An 18,507-nucleotide genomic window follows, 5' to 3' on the forward strand; every position below is an offset into this window, starting at 1 on the left:
CTACCGGTGGCGCAACAAGAACACTATTGGGGAAAACCTACATGCAGCAGGCACCATTGGCCGCGCGGACCGCGGACTCATCCGGCTACGTCCTTTACTTTCAGCTTGCGAGCAATGGCACGCGACGCGCGTGCAGTCTGACGATCCAGGCGGAAAGTGCCAACGAGGCGGCGCGAATCTTCCGCGAGAACTGGGTCGAGATCGAATCGATGGCCCGCGGCGGCGTCAGCACGGGAATGGTCGGCAAGACGTCGGTCAGCCTGGCGATGTCGTGAGGCGCATCGCGCCACACGGGCTACACTACGCTTGAGGCGTGACAGGACGACGACGATCGGTTCTCGCCAAACTCGCGCGACCAATTGACGCGCTGACGCGACAACCAGGTCATCGCGACAACGAAGTCATGACGTGCAGGGCTCGCGCACACGCGAGCCCCGCAGCGTCTTAGAACGATTCAAATCCAGCCCGGTTAGAGGGATTCAAGTCTGCTCCGGTTCTTTTCGCGCGCGCCGACTGCTAGAGGCGCGGCGTGAATGAGTTTCGCGTGAATCGGAAGTCCAGTGCCTGTGAATGCTGATCGCCGGGTTGTCGGCGACCGTCGAAATGCCGCCGAAAAGGGCCGCACCCACCTGCTGATCGGCGCAGCATTCCTGCTCGCCGACGTCTCTTCCGCGGCGACCCCGGCGAGCGCGCAATCGAGCGTGCCGTTGCCGCCGGTCACGGTAGAGCAGCCGACGCAGAAGCGCAAGCCGGCAGCCAATTCGGCACGGTCGGCGCAACGGACGCAGGCGGCCGCCGCAGCACGGCAGCGCGCCCGCAATGCCCAACCAACGGCACCGACTCCCTCGCAGCGCGCGGCAGCCGCCGCCGCGGTGCTGAACGAAGCCAAGCTGCATTATCGCGCGATGCCGAGCTCGACCACGCTGCGCAGCGGTGCCTCGCCGCTCGACACCGCACAGACGGTCAATGTCGTGCCCGAGCAGGTATTGAAGGATCAGCTGCCGCGCAATCTCGATGACGCGCTGGCCAATGTCAGCGGCGTCACCCAGGGCAACACGCTGGCCGGCACCCAGGACGCGGTGATGCGCCGCGGCTTCGGCGACAACCGCGACGGCTCGATCATGCGCAACGGCATGCCGCTGGTGCAGGGCCGCAGCCTCAACGCGGCGGTCGAAAGCGTCGAGGTGCTGAAAGGCCCGGCGTCGCTGCTCTACGGCATCATGGATCCCGGCGGCATCGTCAACACGATCAGCAAGCGCCCCGAGCTCTATCAGCACGGTTCGGTGACCCTGCTCGGCTCGACCTACGCCAACAACAAGACCGGCGCCGACGGCACGGTCGACATCACCGGCCCGATCGGCGACGGCGGCCTCGCCTACCGCTTCATCGGCTATGGCGTGAGCGAAGACTATTGGCGCAATTTCGGACGGCATCGCGAGATGCTGGTCGCGCCGTCGCTGGCCTGGTACGGCGACAACACCACCGTGCAGCTCAATTATGAGCACCGCGAATTCATCACGCCGTTCGACCGTGGCACCGCGTTCGATCCCGTGACCAAGGCACCGCTGGCGATCCCGCCGACGCGCCGGCTCGACGAGCCCTTCAACAACATGTGGGGAACCTCCGACCTGATGCAGGCCTCGGTCGAGCACCGGCTGAACCAGGACTGGAAGCTGTTCGCGGCCTACAGCTACAACACTGAGAGCTTCAGCGCCAATCAGCTCCGCATCACCGGCGTCAACGCCAGGACCGGTGTCGAGACCCGCAGCAATGACGGCACGCAGGGCTCACTCAGCAATGCCAGCTACGGCACTTCCTATCTGCTGGGCAATGTCTGGCTCGGCGGTTTCCGCAACGAGGTGCTGTTCGGCGGCGACGGCCAGTACCGCACGATCTATCGCGACAATCTGATCCGGCAGGCGACGCCGAGCTTCAATTTCTACAACCCGGTCTACGGCCTGATCTCGCCGGGCACCACGGTATCCGCCAGCGACAGCGCCCAGACCGACAAGCTCGGCCAGTGGTCGCTGTTCTTCCAGGACACGCTGCACCTGACCGAACGCTTCGCGCTGGTCGGCGGCGTACGCTACATGGACTACGACCAGATCGCCGGCAGGGGCCGGCCCTTTGTCACCAACACCAACGTGTCGGCGGACAAGGTTCTCCCGCTCGGCGGCGCGATCCTCAAGCTGACCGACGAGGTCTCGCTGTATGCAAGCTACACGCAGTCGCTGAAGCCAACCTCGACCATCGCGCCGCTCACCGGCGGTGTCGTGATCGGCTCCAACATCGCGCCCGAAGAGGGCGCCCAGTGGGAGACCGGCGTCAAGTTCGACTTCAACAAGCGGATCTCCGGCACGCTTGCGCTCTACGACATCGACAAGAAGAACGTGCTGGTCTCGCAGCTCAACACAACGGCGGGCATCGTCGAGTACCGCACCGCCGGCAAGGTGCGCTCGCGCGGCGTCGAGTTCGACGTCACCGGCAGGCTGACCGACAGCTGGAGCATGATCGGCAGTTATGCCTATACCGATGCACGCGTCACCGAGGATCCGACGCTCGCCGGCACCGCCCTGCAGAACGTCGCACTCAACACCGCCTCGCTCTATCTGGTCTATGATTTCGGCACCACCCTGCCCGGCCGGCTGCGTCTCGGCGGCGGTGCGCGCTATGTCGGCGACCGGCCCGGAGATGCAGCGAACAGCTTCGTGCCGCCGGCCTACACCGTCGCGGATGTGTTTGCGACCTACGAGACCAAGGTCCAGAGCTTCCCGGTGATCTACCAGTTCAACGTCAAGAACCTGTTCGACACCGTCTACTATCCGTCCGCCAATAACATCCTGTCGGTCGCGATGGGCGACGCGCGGCGCTTCTCGCTCTCGGCGACGGTGAAATTCTAGCATGCGCGCAGTTAGGACAGCGATCGGACTGCTCGCCGTCCTGGCCACGACCGCGCTCGCCACCAGCGTCCGCGCCGACGAGCTCACGCTGTACTCGACCCGGGAAGCCAATCTGGTCGCGCCTGTCATCGCGGCCTTCACGGCAGCGAGCGGCATCAACGTCAAGACCGTCTTCATCGAAGACAGCCTGGTCAATCGCCTGACATCGGAAGGCGACCATTCGCCGGCGGATGTGCTGCTCACCATCGGTCTCGACAAGACAACCCAGCTTGCCGCGCGCGGGCTGACGCAGGCGCTTGCATCGCCCACGTTTGAGCAGGCGGTGCCGGCGAACCTGCGCGGTAGCAGCGGCCAGTGGATCGCGCTTGCCATCCGCCCGCGCGTGGTGTTCGCACGCAACGACGATCCACTCGCCGCAATCACCTATGAAGACCTCGCCGATGCCAAATGGCGCGGCAAATTATGCATGCGGCCGGCTACGCATCAGAACAATGTCGCGCTGATCGCAGCCTTTCTCGCTCATCACGGGACGGACGCAACGGAGACCTGGCTCGCGGGGCTGAATGCCAATCTCGCCCGCAAGCCGGCCGGCAAGGACAACGACGTGGTCCGCGATATCGCCGAAGGTCGCTGCGTTATCGGCATCGGCAACACGGTCGCGCTGGCACAGCTCCGCGACGGCCGCGAAGGCAATGACCGGCGCGTGTGGGCGGACGCCGTGAAGGCGGTGCCGACCGCATTCACGGACGGCGGCAGTCACGTCAACCTGACCGGCGCGGCGATCGCCCGGCACGCACCGCATCCGGCCGCCGCGCGTGCCTTGCTCGAATTCCTCATCACGCCCCAGGCGCAGACGATCTTTGCAGCCGCCGAACTGGAATATCCCGCGCTTGCGACGGCAAAGCGGCCGCCAATCGTCGAAGCAATCGGATCGTTCTCCGCCGATGGGCTGCCTGTCGATGAGATCGCCGCGCAGCAAGCGGCCGCCATCGCCCTGATTCAAAAGGCCGGATTCGATGAGTGACCTCCGACGCCCGATCAAGGCCGCGCTGTTGCAGGTGCATTCCGTCGTTGGCCTTGTGCTGGCCCTGCTCTGGGCCGTGGTCGGGCTGACCGGCGCGACCATGGCTTTCGAAGATGAGATCGAGGCCAGCCTGAACAGCCACATGACGCACGTCGACGCCAGCGCCGCACGGCGGCTGACGCCGGACGAACTGGTCGCGCGGCTGCAAGCGGCCGGCGACTTCGGCAAGGTCTCGGCCGTCACCATGTCCAGCGATCCGTCGGCCGCGGCACGTATCCGCTTTGCCCGCAGCGACGGCGGCGCGCGGCCGTCTTCGGTCTATGTCGATCCCTATGACGGACATGTGCTCGGCTCGCCGCGGGGCGAGGACTTCTTCGCCACCGTCCGCAAGCTGCATCGCTGGCTGCTGCTGCCGGGCGACGGCAATGGCGTCGGCCGCAAAATCACCGGTACGGCCGCAATCTGCCTGATCGTAATGCTGATGTCCGGCCTAGTGCTGCGCTGGCCGCGTCGCGCGCGCAGCGTAAAGATGTGGCTGAAGCCGAATCTCGGGCTGCGCGGGCGCGGCCTGCACCGCTCGCTGCACGCCGTCGTCGGCACCTGGGTGCTGCCGGTCTATCTGGTGATGACGTTGACCGGGCTTTGGTACTCGTTCGAATGGTACAAGGCCGGCGCCAATTGGCTGTTGGCGCGGCCTCAGGCCACGGCCGCAGCGATGCAGCCCAAATCACCGCGCGGCGCGGCTGCCGAGGGCAAGGGTGAAGCCAGGGCGGAAGCGAGGACCGAGGCAAAACCGCTCGTGTTCGATCACGTCTGGTCAGCGTTCCTGCAGCAGGAGAACAACGATTACGGACGGGCGCTGCTGACCCTGCCAGCCGGCGCGGGCACGGCGGTGCGTGTGCGGTCCTGGCCGCGGGATTCGTCGCTCGAGAGCGTGCGCGACGAATTCCGCATCGATGCGGTCACCGGGCGCGTCATCTCCTCGGATCGCTACGCCGACAAGACCTTCGGCGAGCGCGTGCTAGCCAGCGTGCTCGACATCCACCGCGGCGCCGTCCTGGGCTGGCCCGGCAAGCTCGCCTTCATGCTGGCGGCCGCGATGATGCCGCTGTTCGCCGTGACCGGCCTGCTGCTCTATCTGTCCCGCCGGAGGCACCGCCGCCTCGCGCGGCCGCCGGTCGGCCACCTCGTTCCGGGCGAATGAGCTTATTTCGCTTGCCAACACGGGACACGCGCTTAGATCAGATCCTATACCGTCATCCTGAGGAGCGCCAACGGGTCCGCGCGAAGCGCGGCCCGATGACAGGCTCCGCGCGTCTCGAAGGATGCAGGCCCCGCCTGTGGCCGGTTCACCCTTCGAGGCTCGCTCCGCTCGCACCTCAGGATGAAGTCTGAGAAATTGTAGCGAGCGCCCCCCCCCACGCCGTCGTCCTGGCGAAAGCCATAGCCACCGAGTTCGATTGAGAGTGTGATAGTGGCCCCAGCGTCGCACAACAGCAAGCGGTTGGGGTAATGGGTCCTGGCTTTCGCCAGGACGACACTGAATACATTCACATCCTCTCAGGATGACGGATTTGATAGTTTCGCAGGGACGACAGCCTTGAATGCTGCCGCGGATCGCGACTAAACCGCTCTGCAAAACATTGCGGGGCGATCTCGACCAGTCGTCGAAATCGCCCCGTCAAGCCGGCGGACGGGTGGCTGCTCGCAAGCCAGCCTGTCCGGCCGAGGGTCGGAATGATCCGTTCGGTTAGCCGAACTGGTTCATCGTATTGTGGGCACCGCCTGCCTTGAGGGCGGCCTCACCGGCGAAGTATTCCTTGTGATCGTCGCCGATGTCGGAGCCCGCCATGTTCTGATGCTTGACGCAGGCGATGCCCTGACGGATCTCGGCGCGCTGCACGTTCTTGACGTAACCGAGCATGCCCTGCTCGCCGAAATACTCGCGCGCCAGATTGTCGGTCGACAGCGCAGCCGTGTGATAGGTCGGCAGCGTGATCAGGTGGTGGAAGATTCCGGCGCGCTTGGCCGAATCCGCCTGGAAGGTGCGGATCCGCTCGTCGGCTTCCTTCGCCAGCGGCGTGTCGTCATACTCCGCCTTCATCAGCTCGGCGCGGTTGTACTTGCTGACATCCTGACCCGCTTCCTTCATCGCGTCGTAGACCTGCCAACGGAAGTTGAGGGTCCAGTTGAACGACGGCGAGTTGTTGTAGGCGAGCTTGGCGTTCGGAATGACCTTGCGGATGCGGTCGACCATCGAGGCGATCTGCTCGATATGCGGCTTCTCGGTCTCAATCCACAGCAGGTCCGCGCCGTTCTGCAGCGAGGTGATGCAGTCGAGCACGCAGCGATCCGCGCCGGTGCCGGGACGGAACTGGTAGAGATTGCTGGGCAGCCGCTTCGGACGCATCATCTTGCCGTTCTGGTTGATGATGACGTCGCCGTTGCGCGCATTGGCAGCCGTCACTTCCTCGCAATCGAGGAAGCTGTTGTACTGGTCGCCGATATCGCCGGGCTTGTGGCTGACGGCGATCTGCTGGGTCAGGCCGGCACCGAGCGAGTCGGTGCGGGTCACGATGATGCCGTCTTCGACGCCGAGTTCGAGGAACGCATGGCGGCAGGCGCGGATCTTTGCGATGAACACCTCATGCGGCACGGTAACCTTGCCGTCCTGGTGGCCGCACTGCTTCTCGTCGGAGACCTGGTTCTCGATCTGCAGGGCGCAGGCACCCGCCTCGATCATCTTCTTGGCGAGCAGATAGGTCGCCTCGGCATTACCGAAGCCGGCGTCGATGTCGGCGATGACGGGCACGACGTGGGTCTTGAAGTTGTCGATCTTATCGATCAGCGCCTTTTCCTTGGCCTTGTCGCCTTCCTTGCGCGCCGCATCGAGCGCGCGGAAGATGTCGTTGAGCTCACGCGCATCCGCCTGACGCAGGAAGGTGTAGAGCTCCTCGATCAGGGCCGGCACCGAGGTCTTCTCGTGCATCGACTGATCCGGCAGCGGGCCGAACTCGGAGCGCAGCGCCGCGATCATCCAGCCGGAGAGGTAGAGGTAGCGGCGGTCGGTATTGCCAAAATGCTTCTTGACCGAGATCAGCTTCTGCTGGGCGATGAAGCCGTGCCAGCAGCCGAGCGACTGGGTGTACTTGGTGCTGTCGGCGTCGTAGGCGGCCATGTCGGCGCGCATCAGCGCAGCCGTGTAGCGGGCGACATCCAGACCGGTCTTGAAGCGGTTCTGCAGGCGCATGCGCGCCACGGCTTCGGCCGTGACGCCGTTCCAGGTGTCCTTGGTCTTCAGCAGCGCTTCGGCCGCCTCGATCTCGCTCTGATAGGAAGCCGGCCCCTGAATGGCCCGGTCGCTGATCCCGCGCGGTTGGAAGTTCATGTCCGTGATCCCTTCGGTGACGAAATAACTGCACCGTTTGTGACGCGCGGCGTCATCGGGAGCTAGACCCGGCGCGGAAAACTTGTCATAACTTACAAGAAACCGTTGTATTGTTGTAAGAATCTTACATGGATTAGGCGATGGTCACCTCAACCGCCCGTTCCGTTTTCATGGGCCCCCGGCTGCGCCGGCTGCGGCGCGACCTCGGGCTGACCCAGGCGGATATGGCCGCCGATCTCGAAATCTCCGCCCCCTACGTCGCGCTGCTGGAACGCAACCAGCGGCCGGTGACGGCGGACATGCTGCTTCGCCTCGCCCGCACCTACAAGATCGATCTGGCCGATCTCGCCGGCGACGGCGGCGCCGACCACACCGCGCGCATGCAGTCGGTCCTGAAGGAACCGATGTTTGCCGACATCGATATCCCCGCGCTCGAGGTCAGCGACCTCGCGGTCAGCTATCCCGGAATGACCGAGGCGTTCCTGCGCCTCTACACCGCCTATCGCGAAGAGCAGTTGGCGCTGGCCGAGCGACGGGCGCCGGACCTGGCGGGCGCATCACCGGGTCAGGAGAATTTTGATGCCAACGATCCCGTTGCGGAAGTCCGGCGCTTCCTCGCCGCACGCCGCAACAATTTCGCCAACCTCGACGACGCCGCCGAGCGCCTGGTCCACGAACCGGCCGGACCAGCCGGATTTATCGAGCGGCTTCGCGAGCGTCACAAGCTCCAGGTCCGCTATCTTCCGCCGAGCGTCATGCTCGGTTCGGTCAGGCGGCTGGACCTGCATCGCCGGCAATTGCTGCTCGAGGACTCGCTCGATACCGCAGGCCTCAATTTCCAGCTCGCCAAGCAACTCGCCTATCTGGAACTGGAAGGCGAGATCAGCGCGGCGGTGGAAGACGGCAAGTTCACCAGCAAGAGCGCCGAATTGCTGGCTCGCCGTGCGCTCGCGGCCTACGCCGCGGCAGCGCTCATCATGCCTTATTCCGTGTTTGCGAAAGCGGTCGAGACGCGGCGCTACGATCTGGAGGCACTGGCGCGTCAATTCGGCACCAGCTTCGAGCAGACCGCGCACCGCGTCACCACCTTGCAGCGGCCGGGTCTCGAGAAGGTGCCGTTCTTCCTGATCCGGGTCGATCCGGCCGGCAACATTTCCAAGCTGCTCGATGGTGCCGGCTTCCCGTTTGCGAAGCATGGCGGCGCCTGTCCGCTGTGGTCGGTCCACGACATCTTCAAGACGCCACGGCAGATCGTCACGCAATGGCTGGAATTGCCGGACGGTCAGCGATTCTTCTCGATCGCCCGCACCGTGACCGCCGGCGGCGGCGCGTTCGGCGCCATCCGAGTCGAACGGGCGATCGCGATCGGCTGCGCCGCCGAGCATGCCAGCCAGCTGATCTACACCCGCGATGGACGGGGGCCGAACGCGGACGAGCCGACCCCGATCGGCGTCGCCTGCCGGGTCTGCCATCGCCCGCGATGCGCGGCGCGGTCGGCGCCCCCGATCGGGCGCGAGATCCTGCCCGACGATTTCAGGACCTCGAGCGTTCCGTTCGGCTTCTCGGCGGACTGACTCCGCACGGGTCGCGACCAAAGCTTGAACGCTTACTGGCAGGGATACCGCCGGCCGTCCTTTGCATGGAAGGTATTCGACGCCGCATCGTATGAGCGATAACGCTGAGCGCAAGACGCCGCGTGCTGCTGGGCGGCAGCAGCTTCCTGCTGCGCGGCGGCATCGGCTGCTCCCGCCGCGATGACGCCGCCGATCAGGCCTCCGACCAGTCCGCCGACGGCCGCACCGCCGCCATTGTCGTAGCAATTCCCGTAACGGCACCAGACCTTCTCGGTCACTGCCGACACCGCGGCCGCAACACCGGCGCCGTGCCGGAGCGGAGCCGAGATCGCGGAGGCGGACAACATCATAGCGCCGGCGGTGGCCGTCAAAACGACTTTCAGAAAGCGAGCCCTACGCATCATATCTCCTGCTTCATTGCTGTGGGCGCAGGCCGGCACCGGCGTCCCAACTCCCTCAACATGGATGGCTCGCCCGGTCCTGGACCGGACGACACCCTTGCACGCGTGGCCGGTTGCGATTCGCGCGTCAGCCTTGCTTCACAGATGGGGGGAGTTCATCGGCCTGCTGCATTCACGACGCGGCAGAGGTTATCGCCGACACCTGGAGCCAGCTGTCCAGGCGGCAAGATGAAGGTCGCATCGACGCGGCTGCCTTTGCCGTCCTTGCGGACGACGACTTGCAACGGTTGTGGCCGGCCGGATCCGGTGGTCTCCTGCTGGGTGGTGATCGTGCCGAGTTTCTTGTCGACGTTCACACAGTTGCGGCAAATTCGTCTCGAGGCAATCCACGATGAGCTGTCGCGGCCGGAGAACATGCTTCCGGTCAGCGAAGTTGCCCTGAAGTGGGGGTTCACCCATATGAGCCGTTTCGCTGCGGTGTACCGCTCGGCTTTCGGCCTGTATCCGTCCGATGCCGTCCGGCGCATACGAGGCTTCGGCAGCTAGCGCATGATGAGATTAGGTTGAGCTGCAACGGCATCGAAAGTTCACCTCTCCCTTGGGAGAGGTCGATTTGCGCAGCAAATCGGGTGAGGGGTTATGGTCTATCGAGAGAGCAAGAGCCCTCACCCAGATTGCTTCGCAATCCGACCTCTCCCCGCGGGGAGAGGTTAACCGAGACCGCGCCAAGCCGACTCAACCTAATCTTATGCGCTCTAGGCAAGCAGCCGTTGAGCAGCCCGGCCGATCAGCAAATCGCCATCCCCGACGCCTTGTCGAACAGATGCGTTCGCTCGAGATCGAGCGCGACGTCGATCGCATGATCCGGCTCGGCGGCGACGCCAACCGGCATTTGCGCCGTGAACGCGAATGCGCCGACGGTCCCGATCACCAGCGTGTGCGGCCCGAGCGGCTCCACATCCTTCACAAGGATGCGGATGGAAGAGCCCACCGGGGCGCCCTCGCGCAACACATGATCGGGCCGCACACCGAGCACCACCGGCTTGCCGACGCTGCCGGCATAGGCTGCCTCACGCGACTTCGGAAATCGCAACGCCGTGCCGGACGGCTCGGTGAAGGTGAGCGCGCCGTCGCGGGCGACAATCTCGCCATGGATGAAGTTCATGCTGGGCGCGCCCATGAATCCGGCGACAAAGAGATTGCTGGGCTTCTCGTAGATCGTGATCGGATCGGCCGCCTGCTCGATCCGGCCCTTGTTCATCACCACGACGCGGTCGGCCATCGTCATGGCTTCGACCTGATCGTGCGTGACATAGACGATGGTCTTGGCGAGGCGGCGGTGCAGCGCCTTGATCTCGGTCCGCATCTCGATGCGCAGCTTGGCGTCGAGATTGGACAGCGGCTCGTCGAACAGGAACACATCAGGGCTGCGCACGATGGCACGGCCGATCGCCACCCGCTGGCGCTGGCCGCCGGACAACTGCTTGGGCCTCCGCTGCAAATACTGCTCGAGGTCAAGCACGCGGGCGACGTCGTTGACCGCCTTCTCGATGCTGGCGCGCGATTCACCGCGCACCTTCATGCCGTAGCCGATGTTCTCACCGACCGTCATATGCGGATAGAGCGCGTAGTTCTGGAACACCATCGCGCAATTGCGCAAGCCCGGGCGCAGCCGCGTCACGTCGCGGTTGCCGATGCGGATCGTGCCGCTGGTGACGGCTTCCAGCCCCGCGATCATGCGCAATGTCGTGGTCTTGCCGCAGCCGGACGGGCCGACCAGCACGACAAACTCCTCGTCGGCCACGTTGAGGTCGAGCCCCTCGATGATCTTGTAGGGCCCGTATGCCTTGCTGACGTTCTCGATCTCGACGTGCGCCATGGAATCCTTTTCCGTCCCTTCGTCGACGGCAGATAAAGTCCCGGATGACACTTGCGCATCATCCGGGACGTCTCGGTTGAAAGCTAGTTCTTGGGCGGCAGGCCCATCGCCGCGCGATAGGCCGCGAGCTGCTTGGCCCGACCGAACTCGTCGGTCAGCCGATTCCACTCCTTGGCCATCGCGTCGAGCGCCGCCTGCGGCGTGGTCTGGCCGGCCAGCGCCTTGCCGAGCTCGATCTCCACGACCTCGGTGTAGGAGAAGTAGCCGGGCAGACGCATGTCGAGCGCGACGTTCTTGGCGTTGATGGAGTCCGATTGCGCGCCGAGATATTCCTTGGCCTCTTGCGGCGAGAAGATCTTGCTCCACAGTTGCAAATTGGCGGTGTGCGATTTGCGATAGGGATTGACGCCGCTGCCGCCGGTGATCGCCGCCTGGCCCGACACGTCGGGACTGGTCAGCGTCTTGACGAAGTCCCACGCCGCCTGCTGGTTCCTGCCGGCCTTTGGCACCGCGATCTGCCAGCCGCCGAACGCCATGAACGGCCCCGGCAGCGCGCTCGGGAACTTGTCCCACGCCTTGGTCTTGGCGTTCCAGATCGCGTCCGAGCCCGGCAGCATCGCCGAGCCGACCTTTCCCGAGATCTTCGACTGCTTCGGGTCGGCCGCGATGACGCCGGTGTCGCCCCAGCCGATCGATTCCGCCACCTGGCCGCCGGCGACCGCGGCGTTCACCTCGCCGAACGAGAAGTTCAGCGCGTTCGGCGGCCCGAGCTTCGACGCGCGGATATATTCCTCGAGGCCCTTCACCCAGCCCGGGTTGTTGATTTGCGCGTCCATCGTCTCGGGGTCGAAGAACATCGCGCCCGGATAGTTCGGATTGTTGGTGTAGGCCGCCGCGTGGCTGAAGAAGAACCAGAACTGCTGACCGCCGCGACGGAAGGCTTCCGCCGTGCCCCACAGGCCCTTGTCGGGCCGCTGGAAGAACTCCGCGATGTCGAGATACTGCTTCCAGGTCTTCGGCGGCGCGAGGTCGTAGCCGTATTTGGCCTTGAACGCGTCCTTCTCCTTGGGATCGCTGAACAGGTCGGTGCGATAGGTATAGGTATGGACGTCGCCGTCCATCGATTGCGAGTAGATCTTGCCTTCCCACACCATCAACCGTTCGCGATAGGCCGGCTCGATATCGTCCCAGTCCTTGCCGGACTGCATCTCCTTCGGCATCTCGCTGAGATAAGGCACGAAGTCCGGCAGCCAGGCCGGCGCGAAACTGACCAGGTCGAATGTCGCGTCCGACGCGGTCAGCGAGGTCGCGATCTTCGGATAGAGCTCGGACCAGGGAAACTCGACCACATTGACCTTGCCGCAGGTCTTCTTGGCCCATTCGTCGGCGCCGAGCTTGAGCGCGGACGCGATATACGGTCCGGTCTGCGACGCCACCGTCAGGGTGACGCCGATATAATCCGGGCTGCAGGCCGCATTCGCCTGGCTCGCAGCGCCCGCGATCGCAAGCGCAGTGGTCAACATCAGGAACGTCCGTCGCAACATCGTCTAGTCCTCCCTACAAAGGTTTTTTGCTATTTGATGGCCCCGAGCAGCAGGCCCGATCGCATCATCCGGCTGAGCAGGCCCGCCATGATCATCATGGGAACGATGGCGACGAGCGCCGCGGCCGAGATCGCCCACCATTCGTCGCCGCGCTGGCTGTTCTGTCCCGCCACCAGGATCGGCAGCGTCTGCCATCTGGAATTGGTCAGGAACAGCGCGAACAGAAACTCGTTCCAGACGAAGGCCAGCGTGATCATGAACGTCGCCAGCAAGCCGTTCATCGACATCGGCACCACGATGCCGAAGAAGATGCGCCAGCTCGGCACGTTGTCGACCATCGCGGCCTCCTCGACCTCGATCGGCACCGCCTCGAAGAAGTCGCGCATCAGCCAGACCACGATCGGCAGCGAGAACGCGACGTAGCACAGCGTTAAGCCGACGAAGCTGTCGATCAGCTGGAAGCCGAGCCGGCCGATCTCGCTGTAGAGCAGATACAGCGCGAACGCGGTGACGATCGGCGGGAACATGCGCTGGCTGACGAACCAGAACAGGATGTCCTCGTTGCCGAGGATCGGTCCGGGCAACGGCAGGCGATTGGCGATCACAGCCGCGATCAGCGCGATCGGAAAGGCGAGCAGCAGCGCCTGCGGCCGGGTCAATCCCAACGTCGCGTTGAACAGCAGATAGCCGCCGAGCGCGAGCAGGAAGAACACCAGGCCCGCACCAAGCCGCACCTTGAATTCGAACCGCACCAGCGCATAGGCCGCCATTGCGCCGATCGCGGTGGCGATCGCGGCTGCGGACAGGCCGACGATGGTCGAGTTCAGAAAGGTGCGGAAGAACTCGCCGCGGATCCCCTGATAGAGGTCGATGAAGGGCTGCAAGGTCGGCGTGAAGTCGACGAACGGAATGTAGGTCGGCCCGCCGACGACGCCTGGCGGCGTCTTGAACGCGGTCACCACCACCCAATAGAGCGGAAACACCGTGATCAGGCACCAGACGAGGACACCGACTGCGACCAGGCGGCGGCTCCACGGCGACAACCCGGTCAAGCCCTGCCCACTCATCGGCGCTTCTCCAGATGCGGCCGCAGCAGCGCCAGATAGGTGACGCCGATGATCGTGATCGCGATCAGGAACAGGAAGCTGAGCGCCGAGGTATAGCCCAGATTGAACTTCTTGAAGCCTTCCTGATAGGCGAACAAGGTCAGCGTCTCGGTGTCGACGCCCGGCCCGCCGCCGGTCATCACGAACACCGTGTCCATGATCTTGTAGCTCTCGATCAGGCGGATGAAGACGACCGCGGCCGAGATCGGCAGCATCATCGGAAAGGTGATTCCCCAGAACTGCTGCCAGGCGCTGGCATTCTCGAGCTCGGCGGCCTCATAGACATCCTCGGGAAGCGTTTGCAAACCGGCCAGCATCATCAGGACGATGAACGGGGTCCACTGCCAGACCTCGACCGCGATGATGCAGGCGAGCGCCCAATGGCCGTTGGTCAGGAACGGCAGATTGGCCAGCCCGAACTTCGAGAGGAACTGGTTGAGCGGTCCCATCGTCGGATTGAAGATCATCCGCGCCACCAGCGCGACCGCGACCGGCGCCAGCAGCATCGGCAGCAGCAGGGCGACGCGGAACAGCCGCTCGCCCGGCACCCGCGCGTTCAGCGCCAGCGCGACGCCGAACCCGATCGCATATTGCAGCCCGACCGCGATGAAGGCGATCAGCGTCGTGGTGAAGAGTGCGCTCCAGAACCGCGGCTCCTGCAACAGCGTGGCATAATTGCCGAGCCAGACGACGCGCGGCGGGATCGGCGGAATCAGGCGATAGCTGAGGAAGCTCGTGGTCAGCGAATAGATCAGTGGAAAGATCGAGATCGCCAGCACGACGAGCACCGCCGGCCAGATGAAGACATGCTTGATCGGATCGTTCCGCAGCATCGCGCGGTCATCCCTTCAGCAGCGCGTCGATCTCCGCGCGCTGCGGCATCGCGGGCGCAGTGCCCGGTCGGGTCACCGAGATTCCGGCCGTGGCCGATCCGAACCGCGCGGCCTCCAGCGGATCGGCGCCATCAGCGAGCGCAGCGGCAAAGCCGCCGACGAATGCATCGCCGGCGCCGGTGGTCTCCACCACCTTGCCGGCCGCGAACGGCGGCACGTGCAGCGAGCGATCCCGCGCATGGAACAGCGCGCCGCGCTCGCCGAGCGTGATCAAAGCGGTGCCGGCGCCTTTCGCCAGCAACGCATCGCCGGCGCGGCGGGCGCCGGCGAGATCACCGACCGCGATGCCGGTCAACCCTTCGGCCTCGGTCTCGTTGGGAACGACGTAATCGCAGAGCGCGAACAGGCCATCATCGTCGAACTTGATCGCCGGCGCCGGATTGAACACCGTGATGCTGCCGGCGGCGCGCGCGATCTCGAGCCCGCGCCGCGCCGCATCGACCGGCTGCTCGAGCTGGGTCACGAACACGCGGGAGTCACGGATCGCGTCCGCCACGGCGTCGACATCGGCCGGGCTGATCCCGCCCGCCGCACCCGGCACCACGATGATCGCGTTGTCGCCGCGGGTCTCGTGGACATAGATGAACGCCGCGCCGGTCGGTGCTTCGGCCGTCCTGGCGACGCGCGGACGAATTCCCTCGGTCTCCCAGGTCTTCAGCGCGAGCTCGCCGAAGGCGTCGCTGCCGATCCGCGAGATGAAGCTCACGCTGGCGCCGGCCCGCGCGGCCGCGACAGCCTGGTTGGAGCCCTTGCCGCCGGGGCCCATCGCGAATCCCGATCCGGCGATGGTCTCGCCGATCGCCGGCATGTTGCCGGCGCGGAACGCCAGGTCGACGACGAACACGCCGAGGACGGCGACGCCATTCTTGCTCATCTCGTCACTCCCCGTCCGGCGCGATGACGCCCTTGCTGAACAGGAAGCAGCCGTAGAAGCGCCGCTCGCCGGTTGCGATCACGCAATAGGCCGTCTTGGCCTTCTCGTAGAACGCGTGACGCTCGACGCCGACCAGCGGCCAGGACCGTCCCTCGGCGCGATCGATCGCAGCCTGCACCTCGTGCTGCACCGGCGGCAATTCCTGCGGCTGGCCGACGATCTCCATGCGGATCGCGGCATCGTCGACGAATGTGTCGAGCGGCATCACCGAGAGCACGGCCTCGACCGCCCTGGCGGCGCTGACATTGTCGATGCGCAGCAGCTCGCCAAACGCGGTCTGCCGGGCGATCGAGTCGGCCGGAAAATTGGTGTCACACGCCACCAGGCGATCGCCGTGCCCCATCGCCCGCAGGGCGTAGAGCACGTCGGCATTGAGCAGTGGATTGATGCCCTTGAGCATGTTGCGTCCCTCCCTCGTCTTCGCCGGACTCTGTCGGTCCGGATCCTCAATCCGTATCACCGCAAGGTGACCTTCTTAGTCGCCATACGGAATCCAGATGGTCTTCACCTGCACGGCATGGCGGAGCAGGATCGGGCCCTCGCTCGCGGCCTTGTCGTACCAATCGAGCGCGAGACCATGATCGACCAGCGTGCGCTTGAGATTGCCGATCGACAGCCGCTCGGCTGCCGCCGAAGCTTCCTGCGATCCGAACGCCCAGAGCGCGTCGACGTCGTCATGCTCGGCAAGCACCTTGACCAGATCGTTGCGGTCACCGGTCACGATGTTGACCACACCGCCCGGTACGTCCGAGGTCTCGAGCACCTGATAGAAGTCGGTCGCCGCGAGCGGGTGCCGCTCGCTCGGCACCGCGACGACGCGGTTGCCCATCGCAATCAACGGCGCGACCAGGCTGATGAAGGCGAGCAGCGGCGCCTCGTCGGGACAGACAACGCCGACCACCCCGATCGGCTCATGCATCGCCAGCGCCACGCCGCGCAGCGGCGGCGCGTGGATCGATCCCTCGAATTTATCGGCCCAGGCGCCATAGCTGAACAGCCGCTCGATGCTGGCATCGACTTCCGTACGCGCCTTTGCGCCTGATACACCGGTCATGTCGGCGATGCGGCGGGCGAATTCGTCGCCGCGCGCGGACAGATTCTCGGCGAGGTAATAAAGGATCTGGGCGCGATTATGCGCCGTCGCCCGCGCCCAGGACTCGGCGGAGCGTGCCGCGGCCACCGCGTTGCGGATGTCCTTGCGATTGCCCTCGCCCGCCTCGCCGAGCCGCCGGCCCTTCGGCGAGAGCACCGCACGCGAATAGTTGCCGTCCGGACGCACCTGCTTGCCGCCGACAAATAGCTTTGCGGTTCGATCGATCGGCGGCACATCGAAGCCGCTGCGGGCATCTTCCGCCGTAGGAAGAGGCGCTGCCTTAGCCCGTGCCTTGCGCCCGCTCCAAGCCTTCGGCTTGAGGTATTCATACATGCCTTCGCGGCCGCCCTCGCGGCCAAAGCCGGACTCGCGATAGCCGCCGAAGCCGACGCTGGCATCGAACAGGTTGGTGGCGTTGACCCAGACCACGCCGGCCAGGAGTTTCGGCGCGATGTCGAGCGCAAGACCAATCGTCTCGCTCCACACGCTGGCGGCGAGGCCGTAGCGCGTGTTGTTGGCGAGCATGACGGCCTCGTCGGGCGTGCGGAACGTCATCGCCACCAGCACGGGGCCGAAGATCTCCTCGGTCGCAACCGTCGAGGATGGATGCACGTTCCAGAGCAGGGTCGGCGGGTAGAAGCATCCTTCCGCCGGGATCGCGCCGGACGCCTGGTATTTCTCCGCGCCTTCCTTCACCCCGGTCTCGACCAGCGACGTGATCCGCTCAAGCTGCACGGGGGCGACCACCGCGCCCATGTCGATCGCCTTGTCGAGCGGCATGCCGACGCGCAGCGTCTCCATGCGGCGGATCAGCCGCCGGCGGAAGGTCTCCGCAATCCCTTCTTGCAACAGCAGCCGCGATCCGGCGCAGCACACCTGGCCCTGGTTGAACCAGATCGCATCGACCACGCCTTCCACGGCGCCATCGATATCGGCATCGTCGAACACGATGAACGGCGATTTGCCGCCGAGCTCCAGCGTCAGCGATTTGCCGGTGCCCGCGGTCGTCTGACGGATCAGCCGCCCGACCTCGGTCGACCCGGTAAAGGCGATCTTGTCGACGCCGGGACTTTCGACCAGCAACGCACCGGTCGCACCGTCGCCGGTCACGACGTTCAACACGCCGGGCGGCAGGCCGGCCTCGCCTGCGAGTTCGGCGAACAGCAGCGCGGTGAGCGAGGTGAACTCCGCCGGCTTCAGCACCACCGTGTTGCCTGCCGCGAGCGCAGGTGCGATCTTCCAGGCCAGCATCAGCAGCGGAAAATTCCACGGGATGATCTGCCCGATCACGCCGATCGGCACCTGATCGGCGAATTCGCGCTCCTGCAACTGCGCCCAGCCGGCGTGATAGTAGAAATGGCGCGCGGCGAGGGGCACGTCGAGATCGCGGGTTTCCCGGATCGGCTTGCCGTTGTCGATCGCCTCCAGCACGGCGAACAACCGGGCGTGACGCTGCAGCATGCGCGCCAATGCATAGAGATGACGCGCGCGGCCGTGACCGCCAAGCTTGGCCCACGCGGCCTGCGCGGTGCGCGCGGCGCTGACCGCGGCCTCAACATCGGCCGCAGCGCCCTGCGCGATGCGCGCCAGCGTCTTGCCGGTGGCGGGTTCGCTCGTCGTGAGATGCTCGCCGGCATGCGGCGCTGTGAACTTGCCGGCGATGAAATGGCCGAACGTGGCGTCATGCCGCGCCAGCCAGGCGCGCGCCTCGCCGTCCGCCTCGGGCGCGGGGCCATACTCCATGGTCTGGAAATAGTTTGCGACGCTCATC

15 protein-coding genes are annotated in these 18,507 nt (G+C 65.3%); 6 read left to right on the top strand and 9 right to left on the bottom strand.

Features of this window, described 5'->3' with window-relative positions; translation table 11 throughout:
* Window positions 1-41: 41 nt before the first annotated feature.
* The 4 genes from ACVIW0_RS28135 (at window position 42) to ACVIW0_RS28150 (ending at window position 5,128) form a co-directional block, all read left to right on the top strand.
* The gene (locus ACVIW0_RS28135) at window positions 42-275 is read left to right on the top strand and encodes a hypothetical protein (RefSeq protein WP_461355311.1); all 234 of its coding nucleotides are present in this window, start codon (window positions 42-44) and stop codon (window positions 273-275) included.
* A gap of 291 nt (window positions 276-566) precedes the next feature.
* Entirely contained in the window at window positions 567-2,900 is a 2,334-nt protein-coding gene (locus tag ACVIW0_RS28140; RefSeq protein ID WP_461357442.1) for a TonB-dependent siderophore receptor, read from the top strand.
* Window position 2,901: 1 nt separating this feature from the next.
* Window positions 2,902-3,924: an extracellular solute-binding protein gene (locus ACVIW0_RS28145; RefSeq protein WP_461355312.1), complete on the top strand. Its 1,023-nt coding sequence runs from the start codon at window positions 2,902-2,904 to the stop codon at window positions 3,922-3,924.
* The gene (locus ACVIW0_RS28150; RefSeq protein WP_461355313.1) at window positions 3,917-5,128 is read left to right on the top strand and encodes a PepSY-associated TM helix domain-containing protein; all 1,212 of its coding nucleotides are present in this window, start codon (window positions 3,917-3,919) and stop codon (window positions 5,126-5,128) included. Before ACVIW0_RS28145 ends, ACVIW0_RS28150 begins: the two co-directional genes overlap by 8 nt.
* Before the next feature lie 546 nt (window positions 5,129-5,674).
* On the opposite strand, the gene ACVIW0_RS28155 is transcribed toward ACVIW0_RS28150, so the two are convergent.
* A complete protein-coding gene (locus ACVIW0_RS28155) occupies window positions 5,675-7,312 on the bottom strand; it encodes an isocitrate lyase (protein WP_461355314.1) in 1,638 nt (545 codons plus the stop codon).
* 140 nt (window positions 7,313-7,452) lie between these two features.
* Here ACVIW0_RS28155 and ACVIW0_RS28160 point away from each other — a divergent pair, with 140 nt between their 5' ends.
* Entirely contained in the window at window positions 7,453-8,886 is a 1,434-nt protein-coding gene (locus tag ACVIW0_RS28160; RefSeq protein WP_461355315.1) for a helix-turn-helix domain-containing protein, read from the top strand.
* Between the two features lie 32 nt (window positions 8,887-8,918).
* On the opposite strand, the gene ACVIW0_RS28165 is transcribed toward ACVIW0_RS28160, so the two are convergent.
* Window positions 8,919-9,287, bottom strand: coding sequence for a BA14K family protein (locus ACVIW0_RS28165; protein ID WP_461355316.1), 369 nt, complete (start codon window positions 9,285-9,287; stop codon window positions 8,919-8,921).
* 228 nt (window positions 9,288-9,515) lie between these two features.
* On the opposite strand from ACVIW0_RS28165, the gene ACVIW0_RS28170 reads away from it, so the two are divergent.
* The gene (locus ACVIW0_RS28170; protein ID WP_461355317.1) at window positions 9,516-9,833 is read left to right on the top strand and encodes a helix-turn-helix domain-containing protein; all 318 of its coding nucleotides are present in this window, start codon (window positions 9,516-9,518) and stop codon (window positions 9,831-9,833) included.
* A gap of 241 nt (window positions 9,834-10,074) precedes the next feature.
* Here the strand turns inward: ACVIW0_RS28170 and ACVIW0_RS28175 are convergent, their stop codons facing one another.
* The 7 genes from ACVIW0_RS28175 to ACVIW0_RS28205 all read right to left on the bottom strand — a co-directional run bounded on the left by ACVIW0_RS28175 (window position 10,075) and on the right by ACVIW0_RS28205 (window position 18,506).
* A complete protein-coding gene (locus tag ACVIW0_RS28175) occupies window positions 10,075-11,166 on the bottom strand; it encodes an ABC transporter ATP-binding protein (protein WP_461355318.1) in 1,092 nt (363 codons plus the stop codon).
* A gap of 83 nt (window positions 11,167-11,249) precedes the next feature.
* Entirely contained in the window at window positions 11,250-12,707 is a 1,458-nt protein-coding gene (locus ACVIW0_RS28180; RefSeq protein ID WP_461357443.1) for an extracellular solute-binding protein, read from the bottom strand.
* 32 nt (window positions 12,708-12,739) lie between these two features.
* On the bottom strand, window positions 12,740-13,777 hold the full coding sequence (locus tag ACVIW0_RS28185) for a carbohydrate ABC transporter permease (protein WP_461355319.1): 1,038 nt from the start codon (window positions 13,775-13,777) through the stop codon (window positions 12,740-12,742).
* Window positions 13,774-14,649 carry a carbohydrate ABC transporter permease gene (locus ACVIW0_RS28190; RefSeq protein WP_461355320.1) on the bottom strand — a complete coding sequence of 292 codons (876 nt, stop codon included), beginning with the start codon at window positions 14,647-14,649 and terminating at the stop codon, window positions 13,774-13,776. The genes ACVIW0_RS28185 and ACVIW0_RS28190 overlap by 4 nt, the downstream gene beginning before the upstream one ends.
* Window positions 14,650-14,656: 7 nt before the next feature.
* Window positions 14,657-15,583, bottom strand: a complete 927-nt coding sequence (gene rbsK / locus ACVIW0_RS28195; RefSeq protein WP_461355321.1) for a ribokinase — start codon at window positions 15,581-15,583, stop codon at window positions 14,657-14,659.
* A 4-nt stretch (window positions 15,584-15,587) separates the two neighbouring features.
* Window positions 15,588-16,043, bottom strand: coding sequence for an RbsD/FucU family protein (locus ACVIW0_RS28200; protein WP_461355322.1), 456 nt, complete (start codon window positions 16,041-16,043; stop codon window positions 15,588-15,590).
* 75 nt (window positions 16,044-16,118) lie between these two features.
* On the bottom strand, window positions 16,119-18,506 hold the full coding sequence (locus ACVIW0_RS28205; RefSeq protein WP_461355323.1) for an aldehyde dehydrogenase family protein: 2,388 nt from the start codon (window positions 18,504-18,506) through the stop codon (window positions 16,119-16,121).
* Window position 18,507 lies beyond the last annotated feature (1 nt).

It is taken from the genome of Bradyrhizobium sp. USDA 4454 (genome assembly GCF_054822705.1).

Excerpts from the sequence above, each read along its gene's own strand:
- ACVIW0_RS28135 (WP_461355311.1), top strand. The coding sequence starts at position 42 with ATGCAGCAGGCACCATTGGCCGCGCGGACCGCGGACTCATCCGGCTAC.
- ACVIW0_RS28145 (WP_461355312.1), top strand. The coding sequence starts at position 2,902 with ATGCGCGCAGTTAGGACAGCGATCGGACTGCTCGCCGTCCTGGCCACG.
- ACVIW0_RS28150 (WP_461355313.1), top strand. The coding sequence starts at position 3,917 with ATGAGTGACCTCCGACGCCCGATCAAGGCCGCGCTGTTGCAGGTGCAT.
- ACVIW0_RS28155 (WP_461355314.1), bottom strand. The coding sequence starts at position 7,312 with ATGAACTTCCAACCGCGCGGGATCAGCGACCGGGCCATTCAGGGGCCG.
- ACVIW0_RS28160 (WP_461355315.1), top strand. The coding sequence starts at position 7,453 with ATGGTCACCTCAACCGCCCGTTCCGTTTTCATGGGCCCCCGGCTGCGC.
- ACVIW0_RS28165 (WP_461355316.1), bottom strand. The coding sequence starts at position 9,287 with ATGCGTAGGGCTCGCTTTCTGAAAGTCGTTTTGACGGCCACCGCCGGC.
- ACVIW0_RS28170 (WP_461355317.1), top strand. The coding sequence starts at position 9,516 with ATGAAGGTCGCATCGACGCGGCTGCCTTTGCCGTCCTTGCGGACGACG.
- ACVIW0_RS28175 (WP_461355318.1), bottom strand. The coding sequence starts at position 11,166 with ATGGCGCACGTCGAGATCGAGAACGTCAGCAAGGCATACGGGCCCTAC.
- ACVIW0_RS28185 (WP_461355319.1), bottom strand. The coding sequence starts at position 13,777 with ATGAGTGGGCAGGGCTTGACCGGGTTGTCGCCGTGGAGCCGCCGCCTG.
- ACVIW0_RS28190 (WP_461355320.1), bottom strand. The coding sequence starts at position 14,649 with ATGCTGCGGAACGATCCGATCAAGCATGTCTTCATCTGGCCGGCGGTG.
- rbsK (WP_461355321.1), bottom strand. The coding sequence starts at position 15,583 with ATGAGCAAGAATGGCGTCGCCGTCCTCGGCGTGTTCGTCGTCGACCTG.
- ACVIW0_RS28200 (WP_461355322.1), bottom strand. The coding sequence starts at position 16,043 with ATGCTCAAGGGCATCAATCCACTGCTCAATGCCGACGTGCTCTACGCC.
- ACVIW0_RS28205 (WP_461355323.1), bottom strand. The coding sequence starts at position 18,506 with ATGAGCGTCGCAAACTATTTCCAGACCATGGAGTATGGCCCCGCGCCC.